Here is a 21,674-nt window from a genome sequence, read left to right on the forward strand (position 1 = left end):
CATGCGCGGGAACGACGGAACGGGATGCTGGGCGAGGAAGACGGCGTGTAGGCCACGGTTCAATCAGGGTCACTTGAACGTCAGCGTATGCCGCGCCACCCCCGGCAGCAACGGCGTCGGTTTCCCACTGACCCAATCGGCATGACCATCCATGAAATACGGCGACAGCGGATGTCCGCTCTGCCCACCCGGCATGTTGAACACGCCCTGCTCTTCCTTCCCCGGCGACACCGTCATCCGCTCCGACTGGCCGAAATTTTTACCCGCCACGCGCGGCATGTTGGCGTCGCCCGGCAGCATGTCGGCCGGTGCGCTGATCCAGCGCGCCAGGAATGGCGCGGCGGCGGCAATCGGATGCGCAATGGCCGCCGTATTGCGCTGACCCCAGGTCGCAGCGGACAATGGCGTGCCATCGGCCGCCAGTTCCGTGATCACCCTGTCGATCGCTTCGAGCTGCACCGACTGCCAGTTCGCATGCCCCGGCGGTAACCAGGCCAGCGGCTGTTCATCGAGCAGGCGCGCGACCACTTCCGGCCAGCGCGACGTCGCCAGCGCCATGTTCGACTTCGGATGCAGCGCCGCCAGTTCGCCGTCGGCTCCCTCGAACAGCACGTTCCCCACCGCCCACATGAAGTGGCGCGCCAGCCGGTAGCCGACCGAATCGACGCTGGCGCGTCCGCTCCAGCTCTTGTTCAACAGGTCCAGGAACTGCGCGCGCTGCGGCTTGTCCCGCAGCGCCGCAGGATCGAGCACCTTGACCGCGCGCGCGCGCCACGGGGCGATGAACAGTGCGCGGTCGTCCAGCGCCACGCCGTACACGCCCGCCAGGTCGGTCTTCGGTCCCAGCGCGGCCAGTCCATCGCGGATCTGGCGGTTGCGCGCGCCGATGTCGAAGCCGCCGTCGCCGAGGATCTGCGCCTGCGCGCCATTTAACTGGCGGCTGTTGGCCGTGGACAGCTGGCCACCGGGCGGATTGACCACGCGCGGATAATCGGCTGGCGCCAGCGCACCGTCAAACGTGGCTTGCCCGCCATCGACGGCCAGCGGATAGGTGGCGCCGCTGCCCGGCTGCGCGCGGCGCGGCAGCGGCCCGGAGATGGTCCAGCCGATATTGCCCTTGTCATCGCCGCCGACGAAATTCTGCGACGGGATGCCGATGGTGGCCGCGATCGACAAGGCTTCATCAAGCGTGTCGGCCATCTCGAGCCGGATCGGATCGAGATTGAGCGAGGCCGGCGCGTGCGCCAGCCAGTGGATGGCATACGGCCGCCCGCCGCTCTCGCGCACGGGGCCGAGCGAGGTGTCGAGCACCGTCATCCGCTCGGCTGGCGCGCCCTTGACCAAAATGGTTTCGACCACGCCGGCCGGCTTCTCCCAGCCCGCCGGGGTGCGCAACTGGTCCCGGTGCTGCGCGTCCTGGCCCAGCATCACCAGGTCGAGCAGATCGGCGTAGCTGTTGGTGTAGCCCCAGGCCACATGGCCGTTGCTGCCGGCGATGATGACCGGCGGCGCGCCCGGCAAGGTGACGCCGACGATGCGGCGCGGCGCGCCCTTGGCGTCGGGGTACTGGATCGCCAGGCGGTACCAGATGTTGGGCAGGGAGAGGCCCAGGTGCATGTCGTCGGCGACGATGGCCACGCCATCCTTGCTGCGGCTGCCGGCCAGCGCCCAGTTGTTGCTGCCGACCGAATCGATGAAGTCGGCAGCGGCGCTCTTGTGCACGTCGGCGTGGCGCGGCTTGCCCCACCATGCCGGCGGCAGCGGCGGGACCGGCACCGGCGCGACGGCGACACCGTCGGCGTCGAGCGGGGCATCCCACTTGCTGGCCTCGGGCAGCAGGAAGGCCAGTTGCGCGGCGTCGCTGTGGTCGCGAATCCAGCCGCGCGTCAGTTCGCGCGGTTCGACCGTGCCTTGCAGGTCGAAGTACATCGCGCACACCACCAGCAGCGAGTCTTCCGCGCTCCAGGGACGCGGCTTGACGCCGATCAGGGCGTATTCGAATGGGTTGGCGCCGAGCGCCGCCAGGCCGGCATTGACGCCGGCGACATAGCGCTCGAGCAGCTGGCGGTCGGCGGGAGCGAGCAGCTTGAGCGACGCGGCCACGCGCGCGCGGAAGCGGTGCAGGCGGTTGGCGCGGTCGCGCGGCAAGGCGCGCGCGCCGAACAGTTCGGCCAGTTCGCCGGCGCCCACGCGGCGCAGCAAATCCATCTGGAAGTAGCGTTCCTGCGCATGCACGAAGCCGGTGGCGTAGGCGACGTCGGCGCGGCGCTCGCCTGTGATCAGCGGCACGCCGCGCTCGTCGCGCGCCACCGTGACCGGGGCCGACAGGCCGGGAGCCCGGATCTCGCCGTCCAGCAGGGCCAGGCTGGCGCGCAGGTACAGCCACACGGCCAGCGCGGCGAGCACCAGCAGGACAAGCAGGCCGAGCAGCAGCCGTAAGGACCAGACTTTGATTCCACGCGTACGCATACGATTCCCCGGGGTTGATTTCGCAAGGCATCTTGCCAGAAAAAACCGGCTGCGCGCAAACATTGTTGATATCACCGTCAGCGCGAGACTGGAACATGTGCGAGGTTCCCCTTGACCGTTTGATATGGATCACGCCCATGTCCAACCGTCCACTTAAGCTATGTCAAGGAGATGCACGACCGCGCGCAAAGTGGGCGTGCGGAAAGGAGATAGTGATGCGTAAGCTCATGACGGTGTGGATTGGCGCGCTGCTGCTCGCCGGCTGCGCCACGCCGCAGGAACGGGCCGCCGCGGCGCAGGCGGAGATGGAGCGGATGATAGTCGTGTACGGCCCGGCTTGTTCCAGGCTCGGCTATCCCTCCAGCTCGGATTCGTGGCGCAATTGCGTACTGCAACTCAGCGCGCGGGACGATCTCGAGCGCTACGGCTATCCGCACTATGACGGCGCCCTGGGCCGGTCGCACTGGTCGCTGGGCGGCTATTGGGGGCCTTACTGGTAAGGTCCGCGCCCCATTGACGGGCAAAGCCGCTCTTGGTCAGCGCCACGCGCGATTGCAACAAATGGTTGATGAGTTGCTGCGCATGGCGCACCAGCGCGGGGTGGCGGGCGTCGCGCGGGTGCAGGGCCAGGCGTATCAGTGGCGACGCGTGCAGGAGCCGGGCAAGGGTCCAGGCGAGCCGGGGCGAAACGATACGCCCGGTGCGGTTGCGCGCCGCATACACCAGGGATGGCGATAGCAAGGCGGGGGGCGATGGCGCGGGCATCAGAAGGTGAAAATGGCTCCATGTGGTCGTGTAGAGAAACGGGTAGCTGCGCACCGCCTCCCATGCACCGTCACTGAGCAGCCACGCAGGCGCGACAAACCCGCTGACGGGCCAGCCCCGCTCATCGAACCAAGCCAGTCCCAGTTCGATGCGGCGCCTCGCCTCGTCCGGATCGAGCGCGGCGAATTCGCCCTCGCCTTCGGTGTACACACTGCGCAAAAAGCGGCCGCGCCAGCCGCCACCCGGCGCGGCCGTATCTACATGCGTGTAACCGTGCAGCGCGATTTCGTGACCATCGGCCAGCAGGCTGTCGAGCGTCGCATCGCACGCAAGCGAGCGCCCTCCGCCGCCATGCCAGCGCGGCACCGCCAGCCACGTGACGGGAATATCGGCCACCGCCCGCACGGCCAGCAGCAGGCGCCGGCAGTCGGGCCAGGTGGCCGGCGCGACGTCGTGGATGACGACGCACAGCGCCGCCTGCTCATTCAGCGGCGCAGACACGCTCGGCCTCCAGGTCGGCCCGCGCGCGCGACGCCAGCAAGCCCGCGTAGCGGTTCATCAGCTGCGGCATGATGCGGTTCCAGTCGTAATAATCGTGCGCCTTGCGCGAGGCCGCGCGCGACATCGATACCAGGTCCTTGCCGAAGATCGCCTCGATGCCTTGCGCCAGGCTGTCGACACTGTTGGGCGGCACCACGATGCCCGTGCTGTCGTCGATCAGTTCGGCCACGCTGCCGCCGCGCGTGCCCACCACGGGCAAGCCGCACGCCATCGCTTCGGGCACGATCAGGCCGAAGGTTTCGCAGTCGCCGGGATGGACCAGCACATCGCAGCTGGCCAGCAGGCCGGCCAGCACGCGCTGGTCGCGCTGGAAGGCGATCACCTTGGTGCGGGCGCAGCGCGGCACCGCGGCGCCGCCGCCGATCAGCAGCAAGTGGTATGGCGCCCCCAGTTTGCGCACGGCGTCGATCAGCACCGTCAGCTTTTTCTCGGCGGTGAAGCGGCCGGCGTAGACCAGCAGCCGCGTATCCGGCGCCACTCCGAGGCGTTCGCGCAGGGACGCGCTGCGGCGCTGCGGACAAAACGTGTGGATGTCGATTCCGAGCGGCTGGTGCACCACGTCGCGCACGCCCATGCCGGCCAACTGGTGCATCATCAGCCGGCTCGGCGCGAACACCAGGTCGAACTGGCCGTACAAATGGGCCAGGTAGGCGCTGGCGGCGCGCCGCGCGGCCTGGCCGAAGCGGTCGAGCACGAGGCGCGACAAATCGGAATGGTAGAAGGCGACCGCCGGCACGCCCAGCTTGCGCCGCACGCGCAACGCCGCCCATGCGCCATGGCCGGCGTCGCCCGCTTCGATCAGGTCCGGCCGCAGGCCGAGCATGATGCGCGCGGACGCGCCGATCGCGAGCGGCATGCGAAAGCCATGCACGCCGGGAAAGGCGATGGCGGGAACACGCCGCAATGCCGGTGTGCCGTCGCGGCTGTCGACATTGGTACTGAGGATGGTGTGGCGCACCCGGTTGCGCTGCGCGAGCCAGGCGGCCTTGGCGTTGAGATAGGTGCTCACGCCGCCGCCTTGCGCGGCATAAAACATGGTGATGTCGACGAGGTGCATGCTGGTGGACTCGGTTGGGAGAGCACACCATAGCAGCGGACAGCGGGTGGAGTTTGAGCGCACGCAAACGCGCGCCGCGCGGCGCCAGGGTGGAAACCGCTAGCTGCGAGCCCGGCCTGCCCGCCGCCGGGATGCGTCTACAGCACCTTGGCCTGTCTCAGGGCGGCAATCGCATCGGCGTCATAGCCGAGGCTGGCAAGGATGTCGTCGGTGTGTTCACCCAAGGTCGGGCCGAGCCAGCGGGTCTGGCCCGGCGTGGCCGACAGCTTGGGCGTGATGGCGGGCAGCTTGACCGGCGTGCCGTCGGCGAAGTGGTGCTGCTCGAACATGTCGCGCGCGAGGAACTGCGGGTCGCTCATCATGTCGCGCACCGAATAGATCTTGCCGGCCGGGACATCGGCGGCTTGCAAGGTCGCCAGCGCGCTATCGATGCTTTGGGTGGCGCACCAGGCTTGAATAGCCTCGTCGATCTCGGCGCTGCGCGGCACGCGGCCATCGTTGCGCGCCAGCTGCGGATCGCCCGCCATGTCGATGCGGCCCATGGCCAGCATCAGGCGCTTGAAGATGGCGTCGCCATTGCCGGCGATGACGATGTTCTCGCCGTCGCCGGTGGTGTAGGTATTCGACGGCACGATGCCCGGCAGCGCGCCGCCGGTACGCTCGCGCACCACGCCGGCGTGGTCGAACTCGGGCACCAGCGACTCCATCAGATTGAACACGGCTTCGTACAGGGCCACGTCGACCATCTGCCCTTCGCCGTCCACCCTCCCGCCGGTGGCATCGCGGTGGCGCAGCGCCATCATGGCGCCGATCACGCCGTGCAGCGCGGCCACCGAGTCGCCGATCGACACGCCCACCCGCACCGGCGGGCGGTCCGGATGGCCGGACACATAGCGCAGCCCGCCCATCGATTCGCCGATGGCGCCGAAGCCCGGCTGGTCCTTCATCGGGCCCGTCTGGCCGAAGCCGGACAGGCGCACCATGATCGCGGCCGGGTTGAGGGCCTTGATCTGTTCATAGCCGATGCCCCATTTTTCGAGCACGCCGGGGCGGTAATTTTCGATGATGATGTCCGCTTCCAAGGCCAGCTGCCTGGCGATGGCGCGGCCGCGTTCATCCTTCATGTTGAGGGTGATGCTTTTCTTGTTGCGCGACTGGACCGACCACCACAGCGAGGTGCCGTCCTTGAGGATGCGCCACTGGCGGATCGGATCGCCGCCATCGGGCGCTTCGACCTTGATCACATCGGCACCGAATTCGGCCAGCATGCGCGCGCAGAACGGGCCGGCGATCAGGGTTCCCAGTTCGAGCACCTTGATACCGGCCAGTGCGCCAGGCTTGAATGGCGGCGCCGTCATCAGGTGCTGCGCCGGTCGAGCATCGCGCGCGCGATGGTGCCCGGGTCGACGTATTCGAGTTCGCCGCCGACCGGCACGCCGCGCGCCAGGCGGCTCACTTTCAGGCCGCGCGCCTTGAGCATTTCGCTGATGTAGTGGGCGGTGGCTTCGCCTTCGTTGGTGAAATTGGTCGCCAGGACCACTTCGCCGACCACGCCGTCGGCCGCGCGCACCAGCAGTTTTTCGAGGTGGATGTCTTTCGGGCCAATGCCGTCGAGCGGCGACAGACGCCCCATGAGGATGAAGTACAGGCCCTTGAAGGTCAGGGTCTGCTCGATCATCATCTGGTCGGCCGGCGTCTCGACCACGCAAAGAAGAGTGGTGTCGCGCTGGTCGTCCAGGCACAGGTCGCACACTTCGGTTTCGGCGAAGGTGTTACACAGGGCGCAGTGGTGAACCGAATCGACCGCCTGATACAGCGCGCGCGAGAGCATGGCTGCGCCCTCGCGGTCGTGCTGCAGCAGGTGGAAGGCCATGCGTTGCGCCGACTTCGGGCCAACGCCAGGCAAACGGCGCAGCGCTTCGGTCAGGAAGTCGAGCGATTTGGACATTTAGAACGGCATCTTGAAGCCGGGCGGCAGCTGCATGCCGGCCGAGAGGCCACTCATTTTTTCGGCGGACGTCGCTTCGGCCTTGCGCACGGCGTCGTTGAAGGCAGCGGCGACCAGGTCTTCCAGCATGTCCTTGTCGTCGGCCAGCAAGGACGGGTCGATCGAAACGCGCTTGACGTCGTTCTTGCAGGTCATGACGATCTTCACGAGGCCGGCACCGGACTGGCCTTCGACTTCGACGTTGGCCAACTGTTCCTGCGCCTTCTTCATGTTGTCCTGCATGGCTTGCGCCTGTTTCATCAAGCCTGCGAGCTGGTTCTTCATCATAGTGGTTCTCCGGGATTCAAAAAATAGTCAATTAGGGGTGTGGGGTCAGGCGGACGCGCTTGGGGCGGGACGCACCGAGCCGGGCACGATGAAGGCGCCAAGGTCGCGCATCACGTCTTTCACGAACGGGTCGTTGGCCACGGTTTCCTCGGCCACGCGCTGGCATTCTTCGCGGTAGGCGATCGCTTCGGCGCTGGCCGTGTACCACACCTGGCCGATGTCGATCTCGAGGTGGATCTTGGTCGTGGCGAAGCGTTCCTGCAGCGCGGCGCACAGTTTTTCGGTATTGCCGCTGGCGCGCAGGGTGTCGATCGGCACGCGCAGGTTGAAGGTGGTGACGTTACCGTCCACCACACAGGACACCAGTTCCGTTTGCAGCGCCAGTTGCTGCGACACGCCGCGCAAGGCCAGGCCGGCGGCCAGGCCCGGCCAGTTGCCATCCCAGTCGATCTCGGGCACAGCGGTGATGACGTAAGCGGGGCGCGGCCGCGCGGGCGCGCGCGGGGCCGCGGCCGGTGGCGCTTCCTGTGCGACGGCGGTGTCGTCGGAAAATTCGGTAACCCACGACGGCGGCTCGTCATCCGGCATCTCGGGATAGTGCGCTTCGGGCATCGGTGGCGCTGGCGGCGGTGCGGCCTGGGGCGCGGCAGCCTGGGGCTCGCCCTGCTCCCACGGCGGCGGCGCCTTCGATGCGGCTGGCGCGGCCGGTGCCGCGGGTGCGGATTCCGGTGCTGTTTCCGGGGCCGCCTGCGGTGAGGCAGCGGCGGCGGCGTTGGCGGCCGCCTGATTCGACATGGCGGTCGGACGGCGCGGCGAGGAGGTCTGGCCACGGCTGGCCGAACGTGCCGCTTCCAGGGCGGCGTTGATCGCGGCACGCGCCGAATTCATGGCCGGTACGCTGGCCGCCGGCGCCGCAACCGGCGCGGGTGCCGCCGCTACTGGCGCTGGCGGCGGTGGCATGCGTGGCGCCGGCGGCGGCGCGCTCACCACGGCGTGGCTGGCGACGGCGGCCGATGCGGCGCGTGCCGGCGCGGCGGCGGCAGCAGCGGCGGCGCGCGCCGGCGTGGGCGAACGGGCCGCGCCGGAACCTGTCGGCGGCGCGCCTTCGGCACCACCGTTACCGGGGCGGAAAGCGAGCATGCGCAACAAGGTCATGGTGAAGCCGGCGTATTCGTCGGGCGCCAGGCCGATCTCGTTGCGGCCGTGGACGGCGATCTGGTAAAACAGCTGCACTTCCTGGGCGTCGAAAGCCGCCGCCAGACGCAGGATGTCGGCCAGTTCGGGCAAGTCTTCGGGCACGGCGGACGGCACGCTTTGCGCCAGCGCGATCCGGTGCAGCAAGGTACCCAGGTCTTGCAGCGCGCCGTTGTACGACAGGCTGCGGCTGGCCATTTCGTCGGCCACCGCCATCAGGTCGGCGCCGTCCTGCGCCAGCAGCGCATCGAGCAGGCGCACGAGGTAAGTCTGGTCGAGCGCGCCGAGCATGCCCTGCACCGCGTCGAGCGTGACTTCGCCGGCCGCGTAGGCGATGGCCTGGTCGGTCAGCGAGAGCGCGTCGCGCATCGAACCGTGCGCGCCCTGGGCCAGGAGGCGCAGGGCCGGCTGCTCGAAGCTGATGCCTTCCTGGCCGAGGATGTTATCGAGGTGGCTGATGATATGCCCCGGCGGCATCTGCTTGAGATTGAACTGCAGGCAGCGCGACAGCACGGTGACGGGAATTTTTTGCGGATCGGTGGTCGCCAGGATGAACTTGACGTGCTCGGGCGGCTCTTCCAGGGTCTTCAACATGGAGTTGAAGGCGTGGTTGGTCAGCATGTGCACCTCGTCGATCATGTAGACCTTGAAGCGCGCGTTCGAGGGGGCGTACACGGCCTGCTCCAGCAGCTGCGCCATTTCGTCGACGCCGCGGTTCGATGCGGCATCCATCTCGATATAGTCGACGAAGCGGCCGGCATCGATGGCGGTGCAGGCGTCGCACACGCCGCACGGGTCGGCGGTGATGCCGCCGTTGCCGTCAGGGCCGATGCAGTTGAGCGACTTGGCCAGGATGCGCGACAAGGTCGTCTTGCCGACACCGCGGGTGCCGGTGAACAGATAGGCGTGGTGCAGGCGGCCGGTTTGCAGGGCGTGCGTCAGCGCGCGCACCACGTGCTCCTGGCCGACGAGCGTGTCGAAATTCTTGGGACGGTATTTGCGGGCGAGGACTTGATAGGACATGCTGAATTTTACCGTAGATAGCGAACGCGGCGGGGATTCCCGCTCCCCGAAAAGGCAATTGTAGCAAGAGCGCGCGGGAATGCGAAAGTACCGCTTGTGCGGACGATCTGCGACTGTGCTGGGGGAAGGTAGAACGGAGACTGGACAACAGGGAGATCAAAAAGGCGAGCCTGATCTGCGGCACTTATGGTTAACGGCCGTGGCTGCTTCGTTCCCGACCTGACCAGGTTAGCCATGCCACAATGCGCAGGGGCCCGCCAGCGACAATTATAACCGACCGGGAGAATTTGTGTGAAACAGCTTGCACCTTCATCCCGGCAGTTCGAGCACCTGCATGTTCTGCTGCAACTGGGCGGTCATGGCCGGCAGCGCGTCGGCTTGTGTGAGGACGATTTCGAAGCCGAAGTCGACCACCACATTATTTTCCACCTTGCGGAAACCGTTGACCGCGGCCGCGTAGCATCCGTGCGGCACATCGATGCGCTGCCAGCCCTCTTCCGGATACCATTCGAGGAACACGGCCAGGTCCGCAATGATGAGCCGGCCAGTGACCCGCAGCGGGAACCACGCATTCCTCACAACGATCAGCTCGTCAGGAACGGCGGACGGCTCCCCGTCCATGCGCACCAGCACCCGGTAGATACTGTCGTTCACGCCAATGATGGGAATCACGATCCCCTGCTCCACCACCTTGTCGCCATCGTCGCTGGTGGTGAAGCGCGTATAAAGATTGTCGCCCTCGGCGATGTGGCCGAAATACGCCTGCAAGCCCTTGTCGTCGAACACCACGATGCCGCCAAAGTCGACGACCACCTCGAATTGCTGCATGTTCATAGCTCCACTGTCCTATTGTAATCAGCAGCCGCCTGACGGGGGCCGCGGCGGCATTGCCTGCTTCCTGCCCCACGTCAGCAGCGCAGAAAAAGCCTGGCGCGGCGTGACATTGTGCGCGATGACTTCACCCGTTGCCGGTATTTTCAGGTCGCCGCGGATATGCGATACCGCATCCAAGCCCTTGCCCGCGGCCCGGACCAGGTCCATCGGCTTGCCGCTCCACGACCCTGTCAGGCGCCCGACAAACGGTTTCTGGGCCGCGTGAATGGCTTCATGGCTGCCCGACACATACGGCTTCGAGAAGAAGAAGGTCGGCGTCTGGGTGTTACTGCCAAACAGGGTCGCCACCAGGCTGGGGCCAGTCGAGCGGGCCAGGCTTTGCGGCACCAGGTGGTGCCCGACATTGACCGGATCGACCCACGGCATCAGCCCCCACGGGTCCATCCAGCCGGACGGATTGGGCGCGTACGCATAAAGATTGTCGCCGCCGGCCAGACCGATCGGGTCGGGGCTGATGAAGCGCCCGATGTCGGGGTCGTAAAAGCGGAAGGTATTGTAATGCAGCCCGGTGCCTTCGTCGGCGTACTGGCCCGGGTAGCGCAAGGGCTGGTCGATGGCGCCGGGGAGCGCCACATCGTCGTCGGTGCCGAGCTTGCCCCAGGCCTGGTAGGTGCCGGCCCATGCCGGCTCGCCCGCGTCGTCCGTCATTTCCAGCGGCGCGCCAACCAGGTCGGTATGAAAGTGATACACGCGCGCCGTGTTTTGCGCGGTGGCGATGGCGGCGGCCGTCGCGGCGGCGGCGATCACCGCATCGACCCGCGCCAGCGGCGTGTAAGTGGCATCGGGACTGAACACATAACTGCTCACGGCATTCTCGCGCCGCTCCTGCACCATGCGCAGCCCCTGCCAGACGAAGCGCTTGACGGCCGTGCGCGCGCGCCCGCCCGCTTGCGCACGGGTCTCCGTGGTGGCGATGCGGCGGCCCAGCGGATCGTACGCCATCCGCGTTTCCGACACGCCGTGCGGGTTTTCCGTCACCACGCTCACCAGCCGGTCTTCGGCGTCGAAACTGAAGCGCTGGACCTGATGCGCGCCCTTGCGCTTGGTGACCATATTGCCCCAGGCATCGTACTCGAAGCGCAGGTCTTGCCAGACCTTGAGCCGGTTGCCCTCGACCTGGCCGCGGCTCTTTTCGCCCGCGTCCTGCAACAGGTTGCCGGCGGCATCCCACACAAAACGTTCCTGCTGCTGGTCGGCGTGGCGGGTCTGGCGCTGCAACTGGCCGAGCGCATCGTACTGGAAATCGATCGCGCCGCGCACGCTGTCGCGCTGCTCGGCCAGGTCGCCGGAGGGATGGTAGCGATAGCTGCGCCACAGGCGCGCCTGCGCGGCCGCCAGTTCCGGCGCGCTGCCCGCCGTCTGCGAGGTGCGCCGGCCCAGGATGTCGTACCCGATGCGCTGCGTCAGGCGGCCCTGGGTGCGTTCGACTTCGCGGTGCAGGTCGTCGCGCTCGAAGTCGCAAATCACCTGGCCGGCGCAGCGGATCTGATGCACGTGGCCGGAACCGTAGGTGAGCATGTCGATGCGCTGGCCGTGCGGCAGCGCCAGCGATACAAGGTTATCGAGCGCGTCGAGTCCATAGCCGACCGTGCCCTCGGCGCCATGTTCGGCCACCATGCGGCCCGCCGCGTCGTACTCGAAGCGCACCGCGCCCGCCGCCACGCCCAGCGCGGCGCCATCGGCGTTCGGCTCGGACGCCGCTTCGAGCAGGTGGTCGCCATCGTCCCAGGTGTAGCGGGTGGTGGCCGTTGCCGTGGTCTGGGCCAGCATCCTCCCGGCCTTGTCGCGTTCATAGACAACCGTGCGGCGCGCACCCTGGCCCTGGGCGGCGCCAATTTTTTCGATCTCCTGAAGCTCGCCCGCCGGGTCGTAGCGCATGCGGCGCTCGGCGCCGTCCGGGCGCACTTCGCGCGCCAGGCGGTCGCCTGCATCGTATTCGAAGCGGTAGCGCGCGTCCTCGCCGCGCGCCAGTTCCACCACACGCCCGCGCACATCGTAGCGGTAGCGCAGATGATGCTGCGCCGGATCGATGACATCGAGCACCTGGCCGCGCGCGTTGCGCACCCAGCGGCGCGGCTGCTGGCCGGCGCCACGCTGCTCGACCAGCAGGCCGGCCGCATCGTACGCGAATTGTTCGGTGCTGCCGTCGGCCAGCACCACCTGGGTCGGCTCGCCCGTGCGCAGGTAGTGGTAGCGCGTGGTCTGGCCCAGGGCGTCCGTCAGGCTGGCCAACTGGCCGTCGGCGTTGTACTGGTAGCGCGTGACCTTGCCCGAGCAGTCGGTGTGCGACGTCATCTGGCCGCGCCGGTTCCATTCCATCTGGCGGCGCCCGCCGCCGGCATCGATGTGCGCGACCGGCCAGGGACTCAGGCCATCCGGGTATTCATTGCGTTCCTCGCGGCCGAGAGGATCGGTGGTCGCCAGCAGGCGCCCCAGATAGTCGTACTCGGCGCGCCAGCGGGAGCCGTCGGGCAGAATCAGTTCGCTGATGCGCAGGCTGTTTGTGTCGTAGCTGGTGCGGGTGACGCGGCCGAGGGGATCGGTTTCGGCGATGATGCGCGCGGCGAGGTCGTATTCGAAGGCCACTGCGCGCTCGCCCGGCAGCGAAACCGCCTGCGGCATGCCGGCATCGTTGAAGGCGATGCGGTAGCTGGCGCCGTCGAAATCGGTGCACGCGGTGATCTGGAACTGCGCATCGTATTGCCAGTGGGCGGTGCGCCCCTGTTCGTCCTGGGCCCAGGTCTGGCGCGCCTCGCGGTCGTAGCGAAAACTGGTGTGGTCGCCCTCGCTGGTGCGGCAGGCGACGACGCGCGCGGCGCCGTCGATCTCGGCCCACTCGTAAGTACAAACCAGGCCGAGGGCGTTGGTGTGGCTGGCCATGCGCCCGTCAAGGTAGCTGAAGCGGCGCGCCACGGCGCCGTTGGCGTCGGTGACGGATACCAGCTGGCCCGCGCCGTCATAGCCATAGCCGACCAGGGTGCCGGGGGTGCCGCCATCGGTGCAGTCGATCGCGGTCAGGCGCGAGGGGGCGTCCGCGTAGTGCAGTTGCAGCTGCTGGCCGCCGCTGGTGCGAATCACGCTCACGCGGCCGGCGTCGTCGCGCAGGTAGCTGTGCCACTGGCCGGTGCGGTCTTCCCTGCGCCGCACCCAGGCGATGGCGCCGCCGGGGTCGAGCTGGCCGAAGTCGTGATACACCTCGTTCAAGTCATACAGGATGAACTGTCCGGTCGCGGTGCAGGACAGGTAGCACTGCTCCGCGTCGCTGTAGGCGCAGTGACCCGGCTGCACCAGCGGGAAGCCCGTCTCGCGGCCCTGGCCATCGGCAAACCAGATCCTGCCGTCGCGCTGCTGGAGGCGCAAATCCCAGGGCAGCACCCAGCCCTTGCCCAGGCTGCCCTCGAAAGCGAGGTCGCTGGCGTAAAAGCGCGAACAGACCAGCGGGATGGGGCTTTGGACCACGGCGTCGATTTCGTGCTGGGCCAGCAGCACCTTGCGTCCGGTCGCCACCTCGACCGGGTTGCCCAGCAGGCCGCCCATCACGCGCGAGATGATGGGGGCGGCCACGTAGCGGCCGACCGCTTCGCCGGCCACGTAGCCGGCGATGAATTTCGCTGCGCACGGCAGCACCGCGCGCGACAATCCTCCGGCGGCCTTGAGCATGCCACCCAGGCCGCCCGCCAGCCCGGCCAGCGCGAACGCCCAGTCGACCGTGGTACGCAGCCATGGCGGCACTTCGTCGGCGACCGGCAGGTATGCCTTGGTGCCGCCGCCGATGAACACGTTCGAGGAACCGTCATCGATCTCGGCGCCGCAGGTCGTGTGGTCTTTCTTGCGCGCGGCGGCGAAGCCGTTGATGAAGACATTCGTCGAACCCTCCGCCACCAGCGGCACCGGACTGTGTTTGTCGCACAGGACCGTGCTGGCCTTGGCGAAGGCGGCCGGCCGACTGTTGGTAAAGACCGTGGGCGAGCCGCTGGTGATGGTGCCGGCGGGCGACATGAACGACTTGCCGATCGCCTCGCCTATGCCGAGTATCAAGGAGGCGCCCACGCCGGCCGCCAGGCCGGCCAGCAGTGCGACGCCGAAACCGCAGGTGAAGGTGGCAAACGCCACGGCGGCGATCAGCGCGATGCCGATCAGGGCGCCGACGAGAAAGCCGGCCAGGGCGCTGCTGTGGGCGATGGGGTCGGTGAGACGGGCGGCTTCAAACATGGCGGGTTGGTACCTGGTTGGTGAAGGCCAGTGCCTCGGCACGCCTTTTCCGGTTTGTCATCGGACGCCAGTGTGCGCCCGGGCTTGTTATCGGTGCCAGCTTGCTGCTGAACGAATCCACAAGAATACAACTATAACAACACTTAATCAGTGCAAGAATACACTGAAACCGACGAGCTTGTCACCACGGTCCGAACGGCCGCGCGTGCGGATCGCCCCGCATCCCATGCCCCCGGCTCAACGAGCTGGCCGACGACAAGGCGGAGGCCGAAGTGGGGTCTGGAAGCCAAGCCCCCCCGCTTCTACAACTTACATACCCAGCTCAAATACCCAGTTCCTGCCAGATCGAATCGACCCGCGCCTTCACTTCCGGCGTCATGCTGATCGTCGTACCCCACTCGCGGCTGGTCTCGCCCGGCCATTTATTGGTCGCGTCAATCCCCATCTTGCTGCCCAGCCCACTGACGGGCGAGGCAAAATCGAGGTAATCGATCGGAGTATTGTCGACCAGCAAGGTGTCGCGCAGCGGATCGACCCGCGTCGTGATGGCCCAGATCACCTCTTTCCAGTCGCGGATATCGACGTCCTCGTCCACCACCACGATGAACTTGGTATACATGAACTGGCGCAGGAAGCTCCACACGCCGAACATCACGCGCTTGGCGTGGCCGGCGTACTGCTTTTTCATCTGCACCACGGCCATGCGGTAGCTGCAGCCTTCGGGCGGCAGGTAAAAGTCGGTGATTTCGCTGAACTGCTTTTGCAGCAGCGGAATGAACACTTCATTGAGCGCCACCCCGAGCACGGCCGGCTCGTCCGGCGGCTTGCCTGTATACGTAGAGTGATAAATCGGGTCGCGCCGCATGGTGATGCGGTCGATGGTAAACACCGGAAAACTGTCCTGCTCATTATAGTAGCCGGTATGGTCGCCGAACGGCCCTTCCAGCGCGTGCTCGTAGCCGGTCGGATGGTTCGGATCGGCGTAAATATGCCCTTCGAGCACGATCTCGGCCGAGGCCGGCACACGCAACTCGCTGCCGATGGCCTTGGTCAGCACCGTACGGCTGCCGCGCAGCAAGCCGGCGAACTGGTATTCGGACAGGCTGTCCGGCACCGGCGTGACCGCGCCGAGGATGGTGGCCGGGTCGGCGCCCAGCGCCACCGCCACCGGATACGGCTGGCCCTTGGTGGCGATGCCATGCTCGCGGAAGTCGAGCGCGCCGCCGCGGTGCGCCAGCCAGCGCATGATAACCTTGTTCGGCCCGATCACCTGCTGGCGGTAGATGCCCAGGTTCTGGCGCTTCTTGTTAGGGCCCTTGGTGATCACCAGGCCCCAGGTGATCAGGGGCGCGATGTCGCCCGGCCAGCAATGCTGGATCGGCAGGCGCGCCAGATCGACCTCGGCGCCTTCCCAGACGATATCGTGGCAGGCGGCGCCGCGCACTTCCTTGGGCGACATGTCCCACACGGCCTTGACCAGGGAACCGAGCCCCATCAAATCCTTGAAGCCCTTGGGCGGCTCCGGCTCCTTGAGGCGGGCCAAGACATGGCCAATTTTTCGCAACTCGCTCACATCGTCGGCGCCCATGCCGAGCGCCACCCGGCGCGGCGTGCCGAACAGATTGCCAAGGACCGGAATCGTATGGCCGGTCGGATTTTCAAACAAAATGGCCGGTCCGGCGGCCCGCAAAGCGCGGTCGCACACCTCCGTCATCTCCAAATAAGGGGAAACTGGCAAGGAAATGCGCTTCAATTCGCCCATTTCTTGCATTTTCGACATGAAATCGCGCAAGTCTACGTAATTCATCGGTTTTAAATTCTTTTTTTCATGTAAGCATGGTTGTTCAATTAGCCATGGCAAGTGGTTGATTTCATAGGACTTTGCTGCAACGCAGCACTAAAAGCTAGATTTAAAAGTAATATAGAACGTTCGTGCTAGTATTGACTTAGTATATACCGGCTTCTACAATTCGCCCTACTTGATGAGCAGGCACTGTCTACGGACTCGATTCTAGCCTGTCTCATAACTTCACGGGGTCGGGGCCCCAATGACATTTTAAGGAGTGTTTTCAATAGGCGTCTGCCTTCTCCCCCGAAACAGTTGTTTAGCTACTGGTCCAATACCACAGGGAACGACCAGCTGAGGCGAGCAATGACGGCGTTAATCGCGCGCCCATGCGGCGGCGATGGACGATATTTCTGATGCACGGCATAAGTCTGCCCGCTGCGCTAACGCGCGGTGCCGGGATGGCTTTTTCCGCGACAAAGGGGAATTCGATGATACATCGTTTCAACGGGGCGACAGCAAAGCTCGCCCAAACCATGGCCAGCCAGCCATTCACGTGGTCTTCCGTGAGCAAAACGGCGCGTGGTCTCTTGACTACAATGCAGCACACACTGACGTTTTTCGGTGTTTCCGCACTGGCCATGATGGCCTTGCTCTATCTGCGTCCGGAAGTGGCGCACGAAGCGTCGCAACTGCTGGCCCCGCCGCACAAGCAGGCGCCCGTCGTCGTGCGCGCGCCCGTGCAGGCGCCCGCCCTGTCGGCCCTGATGACGGCGCCAACGCCGGCACCGGCGCCCTTGCCCGCACCAGCCGTGCTGGCGCCGAACGAGCCGCCGATCCTGGCGCTCGACGAAAAGGCAAGCAAAGCGAACCGCAAGCAGCAGGAGTTCGTCACCACCTGGCTGTCCAAGCGCTACCGCGTGGCTGGCGACGCCGCCAACATGCTGGTGTCGACCGCCTATTCGACGGCGCGCGAAATCAAGCTCGATCCGCTCCTGATCCTGGCGGTGATGGCCATCGAATCAGGCCTGAACCCGTTTGCCGAGAGCCCGGTGGGCGCGCAAGGCTTGATGCAGGTGATGTCGAAGATTCACCATGAGAAGTTCCAGGACATGGGCGGCACCAAGGCTGCGCTCAATCCCGTGGCAAATATCCGGGTTGGCTCGCTGATCCTCAAGGAATACGTGAAACGCGGCGGTTCGGTGGAAGCCGGCCTGAAGACGTACGTGGGCGCCGCCGCCTTTGAAACCGACCAGGGTTACGGCTCGCGCGTGATGAACGAATATCAGAAGCTCAAGCTCGTTGCGAGCGGCAAAAAAGTGCCGACCGTGACGACGCCCGCCGCGCCGAAGCCGGTCATGGGCGAAAAAGCCTCGCAGGAGCAGATCGCCCGCTTGTAAGGTGCTGTTATATATATGGATGTAAAAAAGCCCGATGCGTGCATCGGGCTTTTTTATGGTCGGGAAGGACGTCTTGGCGGCAGGTGTCGCCGGCGACTTCGTCCGCGTGCAGCTTCGGTGCCAGCTTGTCGATCCGCCGTCCCGAATGGATGCTCGCCCGCCGCAAGGAACAGGATTTGTTTTCATTTATTTAACATAGTCATGTTACGATTTGTGCATGTTCAACAAGGATTGCCACTGCGGCTAGAAGCCGAGTGGGTCTGATCGTGCCTTCGTGCAGACCGCCGCAGCGATGGCAGTCCGCGTGCTCACCTAACCTTCAACAGCATTCGACAATGATATCCAGCAAACATTTCCTTCACGTTTCAACATCGCGTCCTAACGCCCTACTGCGCAGCCTGGTAATCGGCACCACGCTTCTTTGCGGTGCGAACAATGCGAACGCGAGTCCTACAACGATCACGGCAGCGAGCTGCGAATTCGCGGACGTGGCAAGCGCAGCATCCACCGCCGCCGCCGCCGGCGCCGAAATCTTGGCGATCCCGGCAGGCACATGCGACTGGCACGGGAATCAACTGGTGGTCAATGCGGGTATCGAGATCCGGGGTGCTGGTGTCCATGCAACCATCCTGGAACGTACGGAATGGGATTCAAAAGAAGCAATGATCCAGATGCAATGCTATTCCGGAGGTAAACAAGCGCTATTTTCAGGAATCACACTGAAAGGCCACCTGAACAGTACAGACAGGCACAAGGGGCTGCAGCTTGCTGGGGGGTGCGTTGATTTTATCGTGAGGCATTCTCGCTTTGAAGGATTTGTCGCCGCTGGTGTTGAAGTCATCGGACCATCCCGCCAACGTGGCGTTATATATGGAAATGAGTTTGTTAATAACTATAACCCAACGCTGCATAACCTTGGTTATGGGGTCGTCTTGAATGCATTGGGTGCTTGGACCGATGTCGCGCTTGGTACTGCTGACGCTGTTTATGTGGAAAATAATTACATGTATGGCAACCGGCATCACATCGCTTCGAATAATGGAGCCAAGTACGTCTTCCGTCATAACACAGCTGTCGCTAACATGCAAACCAGAAACTTTCCACAGCTTGATGCACATGGTTTGGGCAATGGATCAAAGACCGGCACACGTAGTTGGGAAATCTACAACAACGATTTCCAAACCGATTTCCCCCCTGGCTCCGGCTTCGCAAACGATGCCATTGGCATCCGTGGGGGGGCCGGTGTTATTTTTGGGAACACCTATGGGAAAAACATTGCGGCGCATGTGAAGCTGCTGACGGAGGCATACTACAATGCGCAGATGAGCTGTTCTACGACGGTGGTTAGCCCAGCTCCGCAAGATCAGGTTCAAGACGCTTATATATGGGAGACGAATCCGGCAAAAATTGCAAATCCGTGCTCCAAGCAAATTGTCGCCGGCACGCATTTCTTCCTTACGCCACGGCCGGACTATACCCCCTATACCTATCCGCATCCCTTACGGCCCCAGTAATCACAACAGACTCCCCGAGCCCCCATATCGGGCGCACGATGTAAAAAGCCCGATGCATGCATCGGGCTTTTTTTATGGGTGGGAAGGACGTCTTAGCGGCGGGTGTCGCCGGCGACTTCGTCCGCGCGCAGCTTCGGCGCCAGCTTGTCGAGCACGCCGTTGACGTACTTGTGTCCGTCGATACCGCCAAACGACTTGGTCAGCTCGACCGCTTCGTTGATGACAACGCGATAAGGAATATCCAGGTTGTTCTTCAGCTCGAACGCACCGATCAGCAGCACGGCGTGCTCGATCGGGGACAGCTCGGCCACGCCGCGGTCGATCAGGGGCGCAAACGCTTCGCGCAGGGCGACCGAATCCTTGATCGCGCCGTACAGCAAGACCGCAAAGTGGTCGGCGTCGGCCTTTTCAAAGCCGTGCGCTGCCCGGATGTTGGTCACGACCGTGGTGGCGTCTTCATTGTTCAGCAGCCATTGATACAGCCCCTGCAAGGCGAACTCGCGCGCCCGGTGACGCGGCGTGCGGTTCTTGCTGGGGTTGGCGTGCAAGGTTTTCTCTGTCATGGTGTTCTTACCTTCTTATTACCGTTTGTTCTTGACGAGGTGTTCTGGGAGGGACAATTCAATCTTCGTCGGCTTGCAGCTCTTCGAGCGCGATCAGCAGATTGGCCATCTCGACGGCGCAGCGCGCCGCTTCGGCACCCTTTTCCGCCATGCGCGCTTCGGCCTGCTCGTCATTTTCGGTGGTCAGCACGGCGTTGGCGATGGCGATGCCAAAGTCGAGGCCGACGCGGGTGATGCCGGAACCCGATTCGTTCGAGACCAGCTCGAAGTGATACGTTTCGCCGCGAATGACCGCGCCGAGCGCGACCAGGGCGTCGAACTGCTGGGTCTCGGCCATTTTTTGCAGCGCCAGCGGAATTTCCAGCGCGCCGGGCACGGTCACGTGCAGCACGTCTTCGTCGCTCACGCCCAGGTGTTTCAGTTCGGCCAGGCAGGCCGACAGCAGGCCATGGCCCACATCGGCGTTAAAACGCGCCTGGACGATGCCAACGCGCAGGCCTGCACCGGTCAGATTGCTTTCATAAGTTCCTACGGTCATGGCAGACCCCTTTTATATGTGTGATTGAATGAGAAGTGTACCGCTTCAGGCGACCGATTTGGTGGATAGCTCGCCGTTCGGCTCGCCGTTCGGCCTGGCGCGGTAACCGGTCACTTCCAGGTCGAAACCGGTCATGGACGGCATTTTGCGCGGGCTGGCCAGCAATTCCATCTTGCCCACGCCCAAGTCCTTGAGGATCTGGGCGCCGATGCCGTAGGTGCGCAAATCCATGCTGGCGGCGCGCCCGGTCGGCTTGGCGCCGGCGTCGAGGGCGGCGAACTGGGCGAACAGCTGGTCGGCCGTCTCGCCGCAGTTGAGCAGCACCATGACGCCGCGGTCGGCTTGCTTGATCGCCTGCATCGACGAGGCCATGGTCCACGAGTGGGTGGTCGCTTCGCTGTCGAGCAGGTCGAGGATGGACACCGGCTGGTGCACGCGCACCAGTGCATTGAGGTTCGGCGCCAGGTCGCCATGCACCATGGCCAGGTGGGCCGAGCCGCTCGGCTTGTCGCGGAAGGCGATCAGGCGGAACTCGCCGTAGGCGGTCTGCATGGTGCGCTCGGCGATGCGCTCGACCAGGCACTCGTTCTGGCCCCGGTAGTGGATCAGGTCGGCAATGGTGCCGATTTTCAAATTGTGTTCCCTGGCGAACTCCAGCAGGTCCGGCAGGCGCGCCATGGTGCCGTCATCCTTGAGGATTTCGCAGATCACCGAGGCCGGGGTCAGGCCGGCCATCTCGGTCAGGTCGCAGCCGGCTTCGGTGTGGCCGGCGCGCATCAGCACGCCGCCGCGTTGGGCCTTGAGCGGGAAAATGTGGCCCGGCTGGACGATATCGGCCGGGCTGGCGTTCTTGGCCACCGCCACCTGGATGGTCTTGGCGCGGTCGGCCGCCGAAATGCCGGTGGTCACGCCCTCGGCCGCTTCGATCGAGACCGTGAAGTTGGTGCCGTAAAAAGTACCGTTGCTCGACGTCATCATCGACAGGTTGAGCTGCTTGCAGCGCTCTTCGGTCAGGGTCAGGCAGACCAGGCCGCGCGCATGCTTGACCATGAAATTGATGGCTTCGGGGGTGACGAAATCGGCCGCCAGCACCAGGTCCCCCTCGTTCTCGCGGTCTTCTTCATCGACCAGGATGACCATGCGCCCTGCGCGCAACTCTTCAACGATTTCGGGGGTACTGGAGATAGACATGAAAGATCCTCTGAGGCGACAAAGCTGCTGGAGCGTAATCCGCTATTTTAAAGGATTTACCCGACTTCAACCGCCCCAAGCTTGGGAAGATTGTCGAACAGGCGCGGCGGCGCAAGCCGGGCACACCTCGATTTGTTGCCACGTGACAACAATATGGCGTGAATGATAAGAAAATGTTACGTTTTACCGGGTGTTGCGAAACAAATCCGGAGAGTGTGCGCCGACCTGCATT

General features: G+C 65.0%; 15 protein-coding genes and 1 other RNA gene. 2 read left to right on the top strand and 14 right to left on the bottom strand.

Annotation, left to right across the window (positions count from 1 at the left end; all coding sequences use genetic code 11):
* Nucleotides 1-69: 69 nt before the first annotated feature.
* The 11 genes from IV454_RS29985 to ubiD all read right to left on the bottom strand — a co-directional run bounded on the left by IV454_RS29985 (nucleotide 70) and on the right by ubiD (nucleotide 16,257).
* Nucleotides 70-2,469 (bottom strand): penicillin acylase family protein, encoded by a 2,400-nt coding sequence (locus IV454_RS29985; protein WP_206089273.1) that lies wholly within the window; start codon nucleotides 2,467-2,469, stop codon nucleotides 70-72.
* Between the two features lie 396 nt (nucleotides 2,470-2,865).
* Complete coding sequence (locus tag IV454_RS29990; protein WP_206089274.1) at nucleotides 2,866-3,735, bottom strand: DUF2334 domain-containing protein; 870 nt, start codon at nucleotides 3,733-3,735, stop codon at nucleotides 2,866-2,868.
* Nucleotides 3,716-4,852, bottom strand: a complete 1,137-nt coding sequence (locus IV454_RS29995; protein WP_206089275.1) for a glycosyltransferase — start codon at nucleotides 4,850-4,852, stop codon at nucleotides 3,716-3,718. Before IV454_RS29995 ends, IV454_RS29990 begins: the two co-directional genes overlap by 20 nt.
* 137 nt (nucleotides 4,853-4,989) lie before the next feature.
* A complete protein-coding gene (locus IV454_RS30000; protein WP_206089276.1) occupies nucleotides 4,990-6,210 on the bottom strand; it encodes a CaiB/BaiF CoA transferase family protein in 1,221 nt (406 codons plus the stop codon).
* A complete protein-coding gene (gene recR, locus IV454_RS30005; RefSeq protein WP_206089277.1) occupies nucleotides 6,210-6,800 on the bottom strand; it encodes a recombination mediator RecR in 591 nt (196 codons plus the stop codon). Before recR ends, IV454_RS30000 begins: the two co-directional genes overlap by 1 nt.
* Nucleotides 6,801-7,127, bottom strand: a complete 327-nt coding sequence (locus IV454_RS30010; RefSeq protein WP_054263528.1) for a YbaB/EbfC family nucleoid-associated protein — start codon at nucleotides 7,125-7,127, stop codon at nucleotides 6,801-6,803.
* A 45-nt stretch (nucleotides 7,128-7,172) separates the two neighbouring features.
* The gene (locus IV454_RS30015; protein WP_206089278.1) at nucleotides 7,173-9,344 is read right to left on the bottom strand and encodes a DNA polymerase III subunit gamma/tau; all 2,172 of its coding nucleotides are present in this window, start codon (nucleotides 9,342-9,344) and stop codon (nucleotides 7,173-7,175) included.
* A gap of 160 nt (nucleotides 9,345-9,504) precedes the next feature.
* Nucleotides 9,505-9,603: signal recognition particle sRNA small type (gene ffs, locus IV454_RS30020), an RNA gene on the bottom strand.
* 50 nt (nucleotides 9,604-9,653) lie between these two features.
* Nucleotides 9,654-10,172 (bottom strand): hypothetical protein, encoded by a 519-nt coding sequence (locus IV454_RS30025; RefSeq protein ID WP_206089279.1) that lies wholly within the window; start codon nucleotides 10,170-10,172, stop codon nucleotides 9,654-9,656.
* A 27-nt stretch (nucleotides 10,173-10,199) separates the two neighbouring features.
* Nucleotides 10,200-14,450 (bottom strand): RHS repeat-associated core domain-containing protein, encoded by a 4,251-nt coding sequence (locus IV454_RS30030; RefSeq protein WP_206089280.1) that lies wholly within the window; start codon nucleotides 14,448-14,450, stop codon nucleotides 10,200-10,202.
* Nucleotides 14,451-14,772: 322 nt separating this feature from the next.
* On the bottom strand, nucleotides 14,773-16,257 hold the full coding sequence (gene ubiD, locus IV454_RS30035) for a 4-hydroxy-3-polyprenylbenzoate decarboxylase (RefSeq protein ID WP_206089281.1): 1,485 nt from the start codon (nucleotides 16,255-16,257) through the stop codon (nucleotides 14,773-14,775).
* Between the two features lie 578 nt (nucleotides 16,258-16,835).
* On the opposite strand from ubiD, the gene IV454_RS30040 reads away from it, so the two are divergent.
* Together IV454_RS30040 and IV454_RS30045 are read left to right on the top strand one after the other, a co-directional pair.
* Entirely contained in the window at nucleotides 16,836-17,636 is an 801-nt protein-coding gene (locus IV454_RS30040) for a transglycosylase SLT domain-containing protein (protein WP_229521919.1), read from the top strand.
* A gap of 335 nt (nucleotides 17,637-17,971) precedes the next feature.
* Complete coding sequence (locus IV454_RS30045; protein ID WP_206089283.1) at nucleotides 17,972-19,150, top strand: hypothetical protein; 1,179 nt, start codon at nucleotides 17,972-17,974, stop codon at nucleotides 19,148-19,150.
* 92 nt (nucleotides 19,151-19,242) lie between these two features.
* Here IV454_RS30045 and nusB read toward each other — a convergent pair whose 3' ends face one another.
* The 3 genes from nusB to ribBA are packed head-to-tail and all read right to left on the bottom strand — an operon-like array spanning nucleotide 19,243 to nucleotide 21,442.
* Nucleotides 19,243-19,713 (bottom strand): transcription antitermination factor NusB, encoded by a 471-nt coding sequence (gene nusB, locus IV454_RS30050; RefSeq protein WP_054263535.1) that lies wholly within the window; start codon nucleotides 19,711-19,713, stop codon nucleotides 19,243-19,245.
* A 58-nt stretch (nucleotides 19,714-19,771) separates the two neighbouring features.
* Nucleotides 19,772-20,251 (bottom strand): 6,7-dimethyl-8-ribityllumazine synthase, encoded by a 480-nt coding sequence (gene ribH, locus IV454_RS30055; RefSeq protein WP_206089284.1) that lies wholly within the window; start codon nucleotides 20,249-20,251, stop codon nucleotides 19,772-19,774.
* Between the two features lie 45 nt (nucleotides 20,252-20,296).
* On the bottom strand, nucleotides 20,297-21,442 hold the full coding sequence (ribBA, locus tag IV454_RS30060; protein WP_206089285.1) for a bifunctional 3,4-dihydroxy-2-butanone-4-phosphate synthase/GTP cyclohydrolase II: 1,146 nt from the start codon (nucleotides 21,440-21,442) through the stop codon (nucleotides 20,297-20,299).
* Between the last annotated feature and the right edge of the window lie 232 nt (nucleotides 21,443-21,674).

The sequence above is a fragment of the Massilia antarctica genome (assembly GCF_015689335.1).
GTDB lineage: Bacteria > Pseudomonadota > Gammaproteobacteria > Burkholderiales > Burkholderiaceae_D > Telluria_A > Telluria_A antarctica.